General features: G+C 63.9%; 12 protein-coding genes. 3 read left to right on the top strand and 9 right to left on the bottom strand.

Annotation, left to right across the window (positions count from 1 at the left end; all coding sequences use genetic code 11):
* Positions 1 to 11: 11 nt before the first annotated feature.
* The 6 genes from DVT68_RS06435 to DVT68_RS06410 all read right to left on the bottom strand — a co-directional run bounded on the left by DVT68_RS06435 (position 12) and on the right by DVT68_RS06410 (position 6,374).
* Complete coding sequence (locus DVT68_RS06435) at positions 12 to 962, bottom strand: NAD-dependent epimerase/dehydratase family protein (RefSeq protein ID WP_114824429.1); 951 nt, start codon at positions 960 to 962, stop codon at positions 12 to 14.
* Positions 963 to 967: 5 nt separating this feature from the next.
* A complete protein-coding gene (locus DVT68_RS06430; RefSeq protein ID WP_114824153.1) occupies positions 968 to 1,705 on the bottom strand; it encodes an SDR family oxidoreductase in 738 nt (245 codons plus the stop codon).
* A 2-nt stretch (positions 1,706 to 1,707) separates the two neighbouring features.
* Entirely contained in the window at positions 1,708 to 3,012 is a 1,305-nt protein-coding gene (locus tag DVT68_RS06425; protein WP_114824152.1) for an FAD-binding oxidoreductase, read from the bottom strand.
* Positions 3,009 to 4,448 carry a UbiA family prenyltransferase gene (locus tag DVT68_RS06420; RefSeq protein WP_114824151.1) on the bottom strand — a complete coding sequence of 480 codons (1,440 nt, stop codon included), beginning with the start codon at positions 4,446 to 4,448 and terminating at the stop codon, positions 3,009 to 3,011. Before DVT68_RS06420 ends, DVT68_RS06425 begins: the two co-directional genes overlap by 4 nt.
* A 213-nt stretch (positions 4,449 to 4,661) precedes the next feature.
* Complete coding sequence (locus DVT68_RS06415) at positions 4,662 to 5,606, bottom strand: electron transfer flavoprotein subunit alpha/FixB family protein (protein ID WP_114824150.1); 945 nt, start codon at positions 5,604 to 5,606, stop codon at positions 4,662 to 4,664.
* Between the two features lie 21 nt (positions 5,607 to 5,627).
* The gene (locus DVT68_RS06410; RefSeq protein ID WP_114824149.1) at positions 5,628 to 6,374 is read right to left on the bottom strand and encodes an electron transfer flavoprotein subunit beta/FixA family protein; all 747 of its coding nucleotides are present in this window, start codon (positions 6,372 to 6,374) and stop codon (positions 5,628 to 5,630) included.
* A 134-nt stretch (positions 6,375 to 6,508) separates the two neighbouring features.
* On the opposite strand from DVT68_RS06410, the gene galE reads away from it, so the two are divergent.
* Positions 6,509 to 7,483 (top strand): UDP-glucose 4-epimerase GalE, encoded by a 975-nt coding sequence (galE, locus tag DVT68_RS06405; RefSeq protein ID WP_114824428.1) that lies wholly within the window; start codon positions 6,509 to 6,511, stop codon positions 7,481 to 7,483.
* Between the two features lie 50 nt (positions 7,484 to 7,533).
* Here galE and DVT68_RS06400 read toward each other — a convergent pair whose 3' ends face one another.
* From DVT68_RS06400 to DVT68_RS06390, 3 genes are all read right to left on the bottom strand, one after another.
* Complete coding sequence (locus DVT68_RS06400; RefSeq protein ID WP_114824148.1) at positions 7,534 to 9,558, bottom strand: glycoside hydrolase family 99-like domain-containing protein; 2,025 nt, start codon at positions 9,556 to 9,558, stop codon at positions 7,534 to 7,536.
* Positions 9,559 to 9,582: 24 nt separating this feature from the next.
* A complete protein-coding gene (locus tag DVT68_RS06395) occupies positions 9,583 to 11,598 on the bottom strand; it encodes a glycosyltransferase (RefSeq protein ID WP_233523364.1) in 2,016 nt (671 codons plus the stop codon).
* 81 nt (positions 11,599 to 11,679) lie between these two features.
* Positions 11,680 to 13,266, bottom strand: coding sequence for an electron transfer flavoprotein-ubiquinone oxidoreductase (locus DVT68_RS06390; RefSeq protein WP_114824426.1), 1,587 nt, complete (start codon positions 13,264 to 13,266; stop codon positions 11,680 to 11,682).
* A 184-nt stretch (positions 13,267 to 13,450) separates the two neighbouring features.
* Between DVT68_RS06390 and DVT68_RS06385 the strand changes: the two genes are divergently transcribed.
* Both DVT68_RS06385 and DVT68_RS06380 read left to right on the top strand, forming a co-directional pair.
* Positions 13,451 to 14,848 (top strand): amidase, encoded by a 1,398-nt coding sequence (locus DVT68_RS06385; protein WP_114824147.1) that lies wholly within the window; start codon positions 13,451 to 13,453, stop codon positions 14,846 to 14,848.
* A gap of 22 nt (positions 14,849 to 14,870) precedes the next feature.
* Positions 14,871 to 15,494, top strand: coding sequence for an alpha-ketoglutarate-dependent dioxygenase AlkB family protein (locus tag DVT68_RS06380; protein WP_233523363.1), 624 nt, complete (start codon positions 14,871 to 14,873; stop codon positions 15,492 to 15,494).
* The last annotated feature ends 18 nt before the right edge of the window (positions 15,495 to 15,512 follow it).

The raw sequence follows: 15,512 nt of genomic DNA, 5'->3' as shown, positions 1-15,512 counted from the left end.
GGGGCGGCGGCTTAGCGCCTCAGTACGATCGAGCTGTAGCGCGGATCGCAGTAGCTCTCTTTGATGGCATCGGCGAATGGCGTCTGGCAGAAGCCAAACACCTTCTGCGTGTCGATACCGTGGAATTCGTCACCGGCGGTCAGCGCCTTGAGCTGGTCGGCCGTGAAGGGAGGTTTGCCGCTGAACATCGCGTACAGGCGCAGCAGGAAATGGAACAGGCCATAGGGGATGTGAACGATCAGCGTGCGCAGGCCCTTCGCTTGTTTGATCGTTTTGATGATGTCCACGTAGTCGATACGGGTGTCGCCAACGACGTCGTAGATGTGGCCTTCGGGCTGGGTCTCGATGCAGCGCACAATGCAACGACAGAAGTCGCGCTCGTACAGTGGCTGTCGCATGTAGCGACCGTCGCCCGGGATGGGGAACACCGGCGTTTTCGCCATGAAGCGAGACAGCCACCCAAGGTGCTTGGGATCGAACCAGCCGAACATCAGCGTCGGGCGCAACACGCAATGCGGAATGCCGCTTTCGACAACGAGTCTTTCCTGCGACTTCTTGGTGTTGGTGTAGTCATCATCGGCAACCGAAACGACGACCGATGAACTGATGTGCACGAGGTAAGGCACGTTGTGCTGGTCAATGGCATCCAGTACGCGCTTGGTTGCGTCGATGTTGTTGCGGGTAAAGAGTTCGGTGTGCTTGCCGGTGATCTGGGCGTGCAATTGCACGACGCACGCGGCGCCGGCGAAGGCGTCCGTCCAGCGACCACCCTCAGCCAGATCGGCGTGAATGACCTGGACGTCCGGGTGTAGCTGGTGAAGGATGCCAAGATTGTATTCGTGCTTATCGATGGCGACGAGGTTGGTGTGGCCCTGGGCTTTTAGCTCGACGATGAGATTTTGTCCGACGAGGCCGGCGGCGCCGGTCAGCACGAGCTTGGAGCGCTTGTCGATCTTGTTCATGGGCATTAGAGCTTGATGCGCTTGAAGACGAATTCGGGAATGTGACGGATGATCAGCATGATCAGCAGCCAGAAACCGGGTAAATAGACCACGCTGCGTCCGCGGTCGGCCGCGCGCACGATGCCCTTGGCCACCGTGTCCGGCTTGGCCCAGAGCGCGCCCTTCTTGAATCCGCGCGTCATCGGCGTGTCGACGAAGCCTGGCTTGATGGTGAGCACATTGACGCCCACCTTCGCCAGGCGCTGGCGCAGGCCGCTGGAAAAGGCGGTGATTGCCGCTTTGGCGGATCCATAGAGGTAATTGCTTTGGCGCCCCCGGTCTCCGGCCACGGACGAGATGACCGCGATGACGCCCTTTTGCTGCGCCTCGAAGCGAGGCACCACGGCCGTGACCAAGGCGATGGTGGATGTGCCGTTGGTGGCAAATTCCTTGAGCGCCAGTTCGACAGACGCTTCGCACTGCGCCTGATCGGGCAATGTGCCGTGGGCTACCAGCAGCACGTCCACGTGCCCGAGCGAGGTCCAGATTTGTTCGAGCAGGTGCGCGTGGTCCTGAACGTCGTTCACGTCGAGCGGCGCATGGAAGACGTCCGCGGCGCCGCGTACCCGTAGGTCTTCGGCCATGTCCTTAAGGCGCATGACGTTGCGTGCAACCAGGAACAGCTGTGCCCCGCGTGCGGCATAAAGGCGCGCGGTGGATTCCGCAATGGCGGACGTAGCGCCAATGATGACGACCTTTTGCATGCTTACTCCGAGACCCGGCGCCAGAGGCTGGAAGAAAACTTCGGGTCGATGTAGTGGCTGAATGATTCCCAGGCGGGAAAATACTGTTTGAAATACCTGGCAGGCATGCGCGCGTCTTTGGCCGGATAAACCGCCCCTCCGGCGGCCCCGACGATGTCGTCCAGGCGATCAAGCAGGGCAAGCGTGCCCGGACCGCGGTTCGGGAAATCCAACGCCAGCGTGGTGCCCGGACGCGGGAAGGACAGCATGCCGGGTGATGTGATGTCGCCGAATTGCTTGAGTACGGCCAGGAACGAACCCTCGCCCGACGCAGCAATGGTCTTTACCAGCGTTTCCATGCAATCAAGCGACACGCTCGGAGGTACCACGCATTGGTATTGCATGAAGCCGCGAGGACCGTAGATGCGATTCCAGTCACCGATGCCGTCTAGCGGATAGAAATGCGGCTCGAAGTGCATGGTGAGGTGGCTGACGCTTTCGCGTTGCCTGTGGTAGTAGAGCGTATTGAAGGCGCGCAGGCTGAGCGGATTGATCAGCGACACCGGCGACGTTACCGGGACGCGCACTCGGCGCGAGGGAGCGTGTGGACGCCTGTCCGGATGGGCCGGGGCATGGTTGGCGCGAGTAAAGATGCCGCGTCCCAAAGCCTTGCCTTGGCTCGCGCAGTCGATCCAAGCCACGGTGTATTCGTAGTCGCGGTCCGATGCCTGGGACAGCTGGAAGAATTCGCGCAGATTGTGGAAACGATAGACCTCCGCACTCATCCATGGTCCGGCCACGCGACGCAACTGGATGGTCGCGCGTGTCACCAGGCCAGTGAGACCCAGGCCGCCGATGGTGGCAGCGAACCATTCCGGGTGCTGTTGGGGGCTGCAGATGCGGCGGCTACCGTCAGATCGCAGCAACTCGAACTCGAGCACATGCTGCCCGAACGTGCCCGCCTTGTGGTGATTCTTGCCGTGCACATCGTTGGCAATGGCGCCGCCGACGGTGACAAACTTGGTGCCGGGCGTGACGGGCAGAAACCACCCTTGTGGCACGACCAGATCGAGGATCTCGGAAAAAAGGACTCCGGCTTCGCACTCCAGTACTCCCGTCTGGGTATCGAAGCGAATAAAGCGGTCCATCGGGCGGGCGTGGAGCAAGGTGCCCCCGTCGTTGAGGCAACTGTCACCGTAACTGCGGCCGTTGCCGTACGGCAGCACTGATCCGGTCGCCGCGGGGAGGTCTGCATGGCGGTTGGTCAGCACGACGACGGTCTGGTTTGCGTTCGGGTAACGCCCCCAGGATTCACCGATCTTGCTCATCGGATGGCAAACAGTATGACGAATGCGGCAATCACCAGCAGTGCCCGGCTGAGCTTGTCGGTGACGGCGAACACCACCGGATCGTCATGCATGATGCCACGGTGGGCGATTGCCCATGTGCGGCTGATCCAATAGAGCAATATAGGGCAGAGCAGCCACAGGACGTGCGGGTGGTGATAGAGGACACGGCTATCGGGGCTGTCGATAAAAAGGGCCAGCACGAGTACCGACAGATACCCGCTGGCTGCACCGAGCGACTGGATGAGCGGGATGTCGCCCACGTCATAACCGCGGCCATTGGCGTTTATCTTGCCCGCCTTCTGTGCAGAAAGCAGCTCGATGTAGCGCTTCACCATGGCGAGGCTGAGGAAGATGAACATCGAAAATGCCAGAAGCCAGAACGACGGCTTCGTATGAATGGCTGCAATGCCGGCCACGATGCGGCTGGTATAGAGCGTGGCCAGGACCACGACGTCAAGCATGACGACGCGCTTGAAGCGCAGTGAATAGGCGCTCGTAAGCAGGTAGTAGCCACCAAGCACCGCCACGAACGCCTCGCGCAACACGGTAGCCAGTGCGAAGCTGAGAATCAGTAGCCCGGCGGCGGCCAGGGGGCCGGCGAGCAGCGGAATGCGACCGGCCGCGAAAGGGCGACTCTTCTTGCGGTGATGCTGGCGGTCCGACGCGAGATCCAGCAGGTCGTTGGTGATGTAGACGCTTGAGGCACAAAGGTTGAAGCAAACAAAGGCAAGTATGGTCGCCAGCACCGCGTCGATGTCGAAAAGGCGGTGCGCCGCCAGCAGGGGAAGAAATACCAGGACGTTTTTCACCCACTGGTGGACGCGTAACGCCTTCAGCCAGTGGCGGATGCTCGCTCTGGGTAGCTGGAATTGCTTTTCCACAGTGGTGAGCTGGGCGGCCGCCTTGCTCAATGCGTTGCCGGACTCCACCGTGATGGCAGCACGGGCGTGTCTCCACACCTTGAGGTCGACCTTGGCGTTGCCGACGTAATCGAACCCACGTTCGCCGTAACGTTCGACGAGCACCAGCGCCTTGTTGCCTCCTGACAGGTTGCGTTCGCCGTTGCTGGCAAGTACGGTCTCAAAGCCGCCCACGTGGGTGGCAATGGCCTCCGCCATTCCGGCGTCCGATGCCGTGCAGAGAATCACGGGACGGAGCGCCTGTTGTTCCTTGATCCAGGCGAGGACGTCGCGGTTGTACGGGAGATGGGTGGGATCCAGGGTGATCCGGCGGGCGATTTCCCGTTTGAGGTGGGCTTTGCCGTGAAGCAGCCAGCCCAGCATGAGGAAAATCGACAGGGGATTGCGGGACAGGAGCGCCAGCGCGGATTCGATCAACATGTCCGAATGGATCAGTGTGCCGTCGAGGTCGACACAAAGCGGTACGCACACCGATTCGGAGCGACCAGGCTCCATTTTGACAGACAAGTTTTCCATAACGCCCCTAAATTCGACCCGGGCCGGCGTCCTTGACTGGGACTCTCGGCTTGGGCGCACAAAGTGCAAGGGGGCATAGTACTACGACAAACATGACTGCATGCCCAGTCAAGCCCGGGGCGCGCGCGTGCCCATCGCGATGGCGATGGTAGTGGGCGGCAGCCCAGCGCGCTGCCGCCACGGAAGGGCGGATCAGCCCAGTGCTTGTTCCAGCTCCAGAATGATCTTGAACAGGTCGCCTACCAGGCCAATGTCCGCGATCTCGAAGATCGGCGCCTCGCCATCCTTGTTGATGGCCACGATGGTGCCGGCGTCCTTGATGCCGGTGAGGTGCTGGATGGCGCCAGAGATGCCGATCGCCATGTAAAGCTCGGGGGCGATGATCTTGCCGGTCTGGCCTACCTGGAGGTCGCTCGGCACGTAACCGGCGTCGACGGCGGCACGCGAGGCGCCCACGGCGGCGCCGATCTTGTCGGCGAACTTGAAGATGACCTCGAAGTTCTCCTTCGAACCCACGCCGCGGCCGCCGGAGACCACCTTGTTGGCGCTCTGCAGGTCGGGGCGATCGCTCTTGCCCGACTGCAGTTCGACGAAACGGGTGTGCGCGGCAAGGGCGACGTCGACGTTCACGGCCTCGATTGGCGCACTGCTGGCGCCCGTGGCGGCGGCCGGCCAGGAGGCCGTGCGGATGGTGGCTACCAGCGTGGCGTTCGGGTCCGCTTCGACGGTGATGATCGCGTTGCCGGCGTAGATCGGGCGCTTGAAGGCGTGCGTGCCTTCCACGCTCATCACGTCGCTGACCTGGGCCACGCCCAGCAGGGCGGCGACACGCGGCAGCACATCTTTGCCGAAGGTGGTGGAAGGAGCGAACACGTGGCTGTAGCCGGCGGCGACCTTGGCGATCTGCGGCGCCAGCACGGCGGCCAGCGGATGCGCATTCTCGGCGCGGGCGACGGTCAGCACGCGGCTCACGCCGCCAATGCTGGCGGCCTCGGCGGCGATCGCGTCGACCTTGTCGGCCAGCACCAGCACGTCGATGGCCTCCGGCTTGACGGCTGCGGCGGCGCTCACGGCGCGCGCGGTGGAGGAATTCAGCTTGCCGCCCAGGTGTTCGGCGATGACGAGGATCTTGCTCATGTCATGTCTCCGTGAGGCTGCTTAGAGCAAGCCCTTCTGCTTCAGCGCCGCGACCAGTTCGGCCGCATCCTTCACCATCACGCCCTTGCTGCGCTTGGCCGGCGCGGCGTAGTGCGTGGTCTTGAGGTGGTCGTTGGCCTCCACACTCAGCGAGGCGAACTCGATGGCGTCGATCGGCTTGGACTTGGCCTTCATGATGTCCGGCAGCTTGATGAAGCGCGGCTCGTTGAGGCGCAGGTCGGTGGTGATCACGGCCGGCAATTCGGCTTCGATCACTTCCAGGCCGGCGTCGACTTCGCGGGTCACCGTGACCTTGCCGTTGGCGATCTCGACCTTGCTGGCAAAGGTGGCCTGCGGACGATCCCACAGCGCGGCCAGCATTTGGCCGGTCTGGTTGGCGTCATCGTCGATCGCCTGCTTGCCGAGGATGACCAGGCCGGGCTGCTCCTTCTCGATCAGCTTTTGGAATACGCGGGCTGCAGTGAGCGGCTGCACGGCATCCGTGGTGACGACATGGATGGCGCGATTGGCGCCCATGGCCAGGCCGTTGCGCAGATGCGCGGTGAGGTCGGCCGGGCCGATCCCCACCACCACGACCTCTTCCGCCACGCCTTTTTCGCGCAGACGCAGCGCTTCTTCAAGCGCGATGTCGTCGAAGGGGTTGGCGGAAAGTTTCACGCCATCGGTCACCACGCCCGTGCCATCGGGCTTCACCTGGATGCGGACGTTGTAGTCCACGACGCGCTTGTAGCCGACCAGAATTTTCATCAGCGGGATTTCCTCGGGTGGCAGACGGTTCGCACCGGCTGGACGAACATTGGATCCGGTATTCTAACTGGATTGGCCGACCATGCGGGCGCGAATGGTCGTGTCTTCCGGAAGGCGTGGCAGGGAGGATGGGAGTGAAGATTCTCGTTTGTGGCGGAGCAGGCTATATCGGTTCGCACATGGTTCGGTACCTCGGGGGGCGTGGGCATGAAGTTATCGTGCTCGACAACCTTTCCACTGGACACCGAGAGGCTGTGGACGAACGGCAGCTGGAGGTGGCGGACCTGCTGGTCCCGTCCTCCCTCAAGGCTGTCTTCTCCAGGCACAGTTTTGACGGTGTCATCCATTTCTGCGCACGCTCTTTGGTTGGGGAGTCCGTAAGCCAGCCTTACGCCTATTACGAGAACAATGTGGCGGGGACGCTGAATCTTCTGCAGGCGATGCGTGAGGCTGGCGTTTCCAAACTGGTTTTTTCATCGACGGCGGCCGTATTCGGCCATCCCGAAACCACTTTGATCGCCGAGGATCATCCGACCCGCCCGATCAATCCCTATGGGGCCAGCAAGCTGATGGTCGAACGCATCCTGGCTGATGCGGCCAGCGCCTATGGGCTGCGCTCCACTGCGCTCCGATACTTCAATGCCGCAGGAGCCCACCCTGAGGGAAGGATCGGTGAGTCCCACCAGCCAGAAACGCACCTGATACCCAATGTCCTGCGTGCGGCGCTGGGCCAGGAAGCGGGGCTGAAGGTATTTGGATTGGACTATCCGACGCGCGATGGCACCTGTGTCCGCGACTATGTCCACGTCAATGACCTGGCCTCGGCCCATCTGCTGGCGCTGCAGCATATGGAGTCGTACGAGGGGGCGCACCTGTTCAACTTGGGCAACGGCCAGGGGTTCACCGTGCTTGAAGTGATCGAGGCGGCGCGTCACGTTACTGGCCGTTCCATCAGTTACGCCCAAGGCAATCGCCGTCCGGGAGATCCAGCGGTGCTGGTGGCCTCCAGCGACAAGGCTCAACGTGTCCTGGGTTGGCGCCCCAGGTTCACCGATATCGGCGAGATTATCGAGACGGCCTGGCGCTGGCACCAGGCACCGCGCTACTGACCAAGGCCTGGTGATTTTGTTGTAGGCGCGGCGGTCGTTGCAGAAGAAGCTTATTGGCAGACGGCTAAAGCTTCGGCAGTCGAAAAGCCTTGATAAGTGGCCGCCAGGCAGAACACGCGCTCGATTGCGACCGAAAGGGTCCCGTCAGCCGGGCCGGCTTCAGCCTCGAACTCCCAAAGGCCCAAGTGCGCGTCCAGCAGCGGGCGCATCGCATCGAGACGGATCCAGAACATCGATCCGGCCGTGTAGCAATCACTCTCGGATGGTGGCTGCTCGATGCCTAAGCGACGGCACAGATACTCCACGTTGACTCGGTTCACGTCCAAGTGGCGATTCAGCGGCTGCAAATGCCCATCGGCTGCCACCATGCCGAGTTCAGGCAATCGGTGGAACGCGGCCAGTATTGCCGGGGCGCGCTCGGGCGAGAGCAGCTTGTCGACGAGCTCCACGCTCCAGCGCGCGCCATCCTGTCGGTGCGTCCGCCCCTTGGTGTGGATCTTGAGCACAAGGCGAGCGCCTTCGTCATAGAGACGGTTGGCGACTTGCAGGAACGGCAATACGTCGCGGCCATTATCTTCGTACACCTCGATTTCAGCACTCAGGCCAAGCTTCTTCGCACGCTCTCCCACTTCGCCGGCGCGCTCATGCGTCGTTGTAAGTACGATGCGCCACTGGAGCAAGCTGGCGCGCAGCGCTTGAACGAGTTCGTCGAGCAGGTCGACATGCCAGACGTGGATCACTACGCACGGTGGGGAATCGGGGGCAGTCGCCGCTGTGTCGATAGGCGCGACCGCGCGTCGCGTCGCCTCCAGCCACGCATAACCTAGCCGGGTATCGGGCTCCAGTACGGCACCTTCGGCCCATTCATTCCAAGCGTTGACGAAGACCATGGGGCAGGACGGTTGTTGTCGCCTCGCTGCCTTTATGGCGTGCTGCAGCCATTGCTGGTAACGGCGTGGTGAGGAATGCACGAACACGCGACCGCGGCCGCTGCGGCGGGGCTCGTTGTCCCATCCGGGATTGACGCCCGGAAAACACGGATACGCAGGATCCGCGGCGGCTTCGGCCGCGTGCGCAAGCTCTCGCCAGTCCAGCACTTCGCCTTGGAAGCCGGGGTTGATGAGTTGCTGCGCGGCCGTGATGGGACTGAGTGACGTGTTGTTCGGCGGGAACTCCACGGCGGAGTCGAAGCCGATGCTCCGCGGGTCGATGCGGTCGAAACTCTGCACGTAGGCAAGATGGATCTCGCCCACGTCATGCTCGATGCACCACTCGCGCCAACGCTGTGCTGTGGCCTTTGGGCTGGGCAGTAGACCCGGTCGATACACCAATAGCAGCGGCTTGCCGTCGACGCGAAGGTAGCGCGGATCCTTCAGATAGGATGACACGTGCGCAATGAACGCAACGTTGTCGGCGTCTCCATGCTCTTGCCCGATCAAGATATCGTCGCCTCGCCCATCCCAGCGACGCGACCAGTTTTCATTGGCCCAGCACAGGCAGATCGGAAGCGACAGGCCCGGATCATCGAGCCATCGGCGCAGAGGTGCCTCCAGCAGGGTCTTGCCAGCGAACCAATAGAAGTACGTACAGAACGCCGCCACGCCGTATTCCCTGGCCAGCTGCATTTGCCGGCGCATCACTTCCGGCTGCCGAAGGTCGTAGAAGCCAAGCTCGCCAGGCAGTCGGGGTTGCTCATGACCTTCGAACTGGGGCAGCGCTCGCGTCACATTGTTCCACTCGGTGAAGCCGGCGCCCCACCAGGCGTCGTTCTCCGGGATGGCGTGGAATTGCGGAAGGTAGAACGCGATGATCTTGACATCGGTATCCGGAGGAGCCCCCGGCGCGCGATAGGGGGCATAGCCAATCGCACGTCCTCCGGTGTGGCGCATCGCCCGGTGCAGCTTGTTCGGCGCGTGAGGCAGCTTTCCTGCCGGGCCCTGCGGGATTAGGTCGCTATGGCGCTCGATGAAGCGCTGGCGCAGCCGGTCGCGTGTCGCGGTGGGCAGCGGAGCAAGCCGGAAACCCGCGCGCAGCAGCCGGAACAGGTGGCGCTTGGCTTGTTGAGTCAATGGCATAAACGTCTCAGGGGCCGGGCGCCGTCATTCCAACACGAGACGCAGCGTCTGTGCGGCCGCCTTGGCAGAAAAGTGGGCTCGAATGTTATCCAGGCCGTGTTGCGACAGCTTGGCCCAAAGCGCCTGGTCGTGGCGCAGTCGCTCATAGGCGCGGACGAATCCGGTCGCGTCCTCGGCGACGAGCACATCGTGGCCATCCTGCAGTCGCATGCCTTCCACGGCGGTTGGTGTGGCAATGACGGGCAGGCCGAAGCTCATTGCCATGTTGATCTTGCCCTTGACGCCGGCGCCGAAGCGAAGCGGGGCCAAAGAAGCAAGTGCACCATCGAGCCACGGCGCCAGGTCCGCAACCCTGCCATGCAGTTCCAAACCGGGTTGCTTCAGCGCAGCGCGTACGTCGTTCGGCACATCACCCAGGACGTGTACCAGCACGTGGGAATCAATGGCCCTGATGGCGGGCAGAAGCTCGCTGGCAATCCAATGGACGGCATCCGAGTTCGGCGGATGGCCAAATCCGCCAATGAACACCAGGTCTTTCCGCTGGCCGTGGGGCTGGCCGCAGCCGTGCACCTCATGGATGTTGGTCAGCAGCTCGACCCTTGCCCGAGGCAGCTCGCGCGCAAGCATCTCCTGTTCATGCGGGCTCACCACAAACGTCACATCGGCATTCTCGATCATGGTCAGCTCGCTCTTGCGCGAGGCTAGCGCTTGCCTGGCCATGGCATGACTGCCGCTGATCTCCGCGGCTCGTTGCTCGCGCAGATAATGCAGGTCGACGGTGTCGAACAGCAGGCGAGCATGCGGTGCATACTTGCGCACGAGAGTCGCGTATTGGCCCGCCACCGTGTGCCGACAGAGCATGACCGCATGCAGGCTCGTCCCGTGCTCACGTAACCACTGAGGGGCATTGTCGACCCACGGCTGGCGCAGGACCTCGATGCCAAGGGAGCCGAGCGCGCGTACTTCGGTCTCGCTGGCGCGCCCGTCGTCAGGTAGGAAGCTGGTGGACCAGCCGGACTCATCCAGGAGCTTGAGGATGGCGGTGAGGCGAAGCGAGCCGGAATCGCGCGAGGGGTCGGGCGTCATGCTGTCGACAACCAATACGCGCCCCTTGCGATGCCAGCGCAAAGCCTCCCCCAGCGGAGAGCCGGCCGGTGGCTGGCCGCCCAGTACCTCTGACCACTTGGACACAAACTTCGGTTGGTTGGTAACCTGATGGCGCTTCATGCCCGTCGTCAAGTCAACGCCGGCGCTGATCCCTTCGAAATGGATGACAGTACTGCTGGGCTCGTAGTAGACCTTGAGGCCGAGTTGCCGGACCGCGAAGGCCAAGTCCGCGTCTTCGTAATACGCGGGCATGTAGCGGCTGTCGAAGCCGCCAACTTGCTCGAATGTCGTGCGGCGGATCAACAGGGAAGCGCCGCTGACATAGTCGACCTCCCGGCGGTATTGCCAGGAGGGAGCGTCGCGCTGTTCGAACCGGCCGCAGTTCCAGCAGCTCCCATCCGCGAAGATCAGTCCACCGGCCTCCTGCAATCGGCCATCCGGATAGATCAGTCGGCTTCCGGCAATTCCGCAGTCGGCGTGTTCGCTGAAACATTTCAGCAAACCATCCAGCCAGTTGGGGGTCACCTGGGTGTCGTTGTTGAGAAACAGCACGAACTCACCCAACGCAACCGACGCTCCGGCGTTGCAACTCCCGATAAAGCCGAGATTTGCAGCGTTTCGAATCAGGCGTACGCCCGCGATTTGCGCGAGCATCGGGCTGGGGTCTTCCGGCGAGGCATCGTCGACCACGACGACTTCGAACGAAGTGTCAGGGCGATGCCTCAGCAACGAGCGCAGGCACGCCAGCGTGTATTCCAGCTTGCCATAGGTCGGTATGACGACGGATACGCATGGTTGCCCAGAAGTCGGCAACGCAAAGGGCTCGAAAGGCACATCCACTGGGCCCATTGGCAACGTATCGTCCAGAGCGGGACGCCGTGCAAACTCCTGCCTGACGCGCGCCAGCGTGCCGCGCCAGCCGCGCAACGCCACGCTGCCACGGATCCGTTGCAGCGTGTAATTCAGGCGCTTGAATCGCCAAGTCAGTCGAGCGGACAGCGCACTATCCTCGCATCACAGGTTCTGATAATTCGGCCCCGACCCACCCTCCGGCGTCACCCAATTGATGATCTGGTACGGGTCCTTGATGTCGCAGGTCTTGCAGTGCACGCAGTTGGCGGCGTTGATCTGCAGGCGTTTGCCGGCCTCGTCTTCCACGATTTCGTAGACGTTGGCGGGGCAGAAGCGGGTGCAGGGGTTGCCGAACTCGACGCTGCACTTGGTGACGCACACGTTGGTGTCGGCCACCTGCAGGTGGATGGGCTGGTCCTCGTCGTGCTCGGTGGCGGCGAAGTACACGGCCGCCAGGCGGTCGCGCGGCGGCAGTTCGCGCGGTTGCACGTAGTCGCGCTTGGGCGCTTCGTACTGTCCCAGCTTCTGCAGGGACGACCAGTCCGGCTTGTTCTTGAGCGTCCACGGGGAGGCGCCGCCGGTGACGGTTTCCCAGGCGGCGTTGAACATGCCGAACCACAGACCCTTCTTGAAGCCGGGTTTGACGTTGCGGACCTTCTTGAGCTCGGCCATCACGTCCGAACCGCGCAGCCTGGCGTCGAAGCCGGCCGGGTTGAGGTCGTTGGCGGCCAGGTGTTCGGCGGCGAGCATGCCGCTCTTGATGGCCTGGTGAGTGCCCTTGATCTTGGGCACGTTGAGCAGGCCGGCGGTATCGCCGATCAGCAGCGCGCCAGGCATCTCCACCTTCGGCAGCGACTGATAGCCGCCCGTGACGATGGCGCGGGCGCCAGCGGAGAGGATCGTGCCGCCTTCCAGCAGCGACTTCACCGACGGGTGGTTCTTCCACTGCTGGAAGGCTTCCCACGGCTGGTAGTTCGGATCGCTGTAATCCAGGCCGCTGACGTAGCCGAGCGCGATGCGGTCCTTGTCCAGGTGGTAGAGGAAGCTGCCGCCGTAGGTGTGGCTGTCGGCCGGCCAGCCGAAGGTGTGCACGATCTTGCCGGGCTGCACGCGGCCCGCCGGCACCTGCCACAGCTCCTTGATGCCGATCGAGTAGCCCTGCGGATCGCTGTCCTTGTCCAGCGCAAAGCGCTTGATCAGCTGCTTGGTGAGGCTGCCGCGCGCGCCCTCGGCCAGCACAGTGACCTTTGCCTTGATGTCGATGCCCTGGGTGTAGCCCGGCTTGTGAGAACCGTCCTTGGCCACGCCCATGTCGCCGATGCGCACGCCGGCGACCGAGCCGTCTTCGTTGAAAACGGTGTCGGCGGCGGCGAAGCCCGGGAACACGTCCACGCCCAGGGCCTCGGCCTGCGGCGCCAGCCACGCGCACATCGCGCCCAGCGACACGATGACGTTGCCGTGGTTGTTCATCCCCGGCGGCACCGGCAGCTTGCGGCTGCCGGTCTTGCTGAGCAGCCAGAATTCGTCCTCGGTGGCCGGCACGCAGATCGGCGGCGGATTGTCGCGCCAACCTGGCAGCAGGGCATCCAGCGGCTGCGGCTCGATCACCGCGCCGGAGAGGATCTGGGCGCCGATGGTGGAGGCCTTCTCGATCACGCACACGCTCAGGTCCGGCTTGAGCTGCTTCAGGCGGATGGCAAAGGAAAGGCCGGAGGGGCCTGCGCCAACGACGACGACGTCGTATTCCATGATTTCGCGGTCGCTCACGGCGGACTCCAGCTGATTTGGGGCGGCACGGTTCCGTTCCCTCACGTATGGAACGGGCAAAGCTGCATTGTCCGGGTTCGGGCGGTACGCGGCAACGGCGTCCGTCCTTGCAATCCTTTCATCCTCGGTAGCGATAATCCTCCTCGAGTGTCCCAGGGATGAACCCATGAACCTGCAGCCACTGATCAGTGACCTTGACCTGCGCCGGGCCACCATGTGCCAGCTGCTGCACTGGCTGGCGGTGGAGCGGGTACGCCCCCAGGGGCTGGCCGAGGTCTACGAGGAGGCGATCGAGCGCTTCAATCCGACGCTCAACGCCTACGTGGGCCTGAGTTCGGCCCTGCTCCAGGAGCAATCGCTGGCGGCGGAGCATCGCCGACGCGATGGCGTCATCGGCCGGCTCGACGGTATTCCGGTGGCGATCAAGGACAATTTCGACGTGGCCGGCTGGCCGACGGGCGCCGGCCTGCTCGGGCGTCGCCGGCCGGTCGCCGAAGATGCCCATGTGGTGACGCGCCTGCGTGCTTCGGGGGCCCTGCTGGTGGGCAAGACCAACATGGACGAGGGCGCGCTGGGCGCGGTCACCGACAATCCGCACCACGGCGCCACCCACAATCCGCACCGCCATGGCTACACCGCGGGCGGTTCGTCCGGTGGCGCGGCGGCGGCGGTGGCGGCGGGGTTGGCGGTGGCCGCGGTGGGCTCGGACAGCCTGGGCTCGATCCGCATTCCGGCCAGCTACTGCGGCGTCTATGCGCTGAAGCCGACCCACGGCGAGATCTCCACGCGTGGCATGTTGCCGGCGGCGCGGCGGCTGGACACGGTGGGCCTGCTGGCGCGCAGCGCGGACGATCTCACGGTGCTGCTGCAGGTGTTGGCCGGCTATGACGCCGACGATCCGCGTTCGCGACGTCGCCGCGTCGCGCTGGCGCCGCCGGACTGGGAACCGGGTCGCCTGCGCGCCGGCTTCCTGCCGAGCCTGGAAGACGTTGGTGTCAAACCCGAGGTGAGCGCCGTGTTCGAAGCCGCCCTGGCCAAATGGCCGCACGAGCTTGGCGAACGGCGCACGGTGGATTTTTCGGACTGGGATTTCGCGCGCACCCGCCGCGCCGGCCTGCTCTTGATGGAAGCGGAGATGCTGGCCACGTACGCGCCGGATCTGGCCAACACCGAGCATCGCGTGTCCGAGGGTTTCCGCAGGCTGCTCAGCTACGCGGCAGGCAAGAGCGCCGCGGACTATGCCGCCGCCGACCGCGTGCTGGACGTGGCCACCCTGAAGATGCGCCGCTTGTTTGCGCAGATCGACGTGCTGGTGTTGCCCACCACGCCGCAAGGCGCCTTCCCGCTGGATGGCCCGGTGCCCGACTCGCAGGGCGACCTGACCAGCTTCGCCAGCCTCGCAGGCTGCCCGGCGGTGAGCATTCCCATGGGCTACTTGCCCGACGGCATGCCCATCGGGCTGCAACTGGTCGGCGCGCGTGGTTCGGATCTGCGCCTGCTCGAGCTGGCTTCGATCTGCGCGGCGACGCTGGACGTGGAGCCGGCGTTCCCGGCGATCCACTGAGGCGACATGCAGGACGTCTGAAGTGAGCTTGTTTGATCACGTGACGCCTACCTGCTGGCAGGCGCTGCCGTTGCCGGGAGCCGACCTGTCGATTTGGCCGCATTGGCTGCCTGCGGCGGAAGCCGATGCCGTACTGGCCGAATTGGTGGCGTCCATTCCGTGGGAGGTCCATCGCATCCGCATCTACGGGCGCGAGGTGGATTCGCCGCGGCTGAGTTGCTGGATTGGCGACGCCGACGCCACCTACGTCTATTCGCGCACGCGTTTCGAGCCGCGTCCGTGGACACCGGCGCTGTCCGCGTTGCGGCGCCGGGCGGAGGAGGCGTGCGGCGCCAGCTTCAACAGCGTGCTGGCCAACCTCTATCGCGATGGCCGGGACTCGATGGGCTGGCACAGTGATGACGAGCAGGAACTGGGCGAACGCCCCGTGATCGCCTCACTGAGTCTTGGCGCGGTGCGGCGTTTCCGCGTGAAGCCGCGCCGTGCGGACGGCCGCGCGCAGGTGCATGCGATCGAACTGGGCCACGGCAGTTTGTTGCGCATGGCGGGCGACACCCAGCGGCACTATGTGCACGACCTGCCCAAGGTCGCCGGCGTGACGGAGCCGCGCCTCAACCTCACGTTCCGCCATATCAGGGCGCGCTGACGGTAGTCCCCAGGGCAG

Source organism: Dyella solisilvae, assembly GCF_003351225.1.
In the GTDB taxonomy this organism is placed as follows: Bacteria; Pseudomonadota; Gammaproteobacteria; order Xanthomonadales; family Rhodanobacteraceae; genus Dyella; species Dyella solisilvae.
Note: the sequence above shows the minus strand (reverse complement) of the source record. Positions and strands in the feature narration are given on the sequence as shown.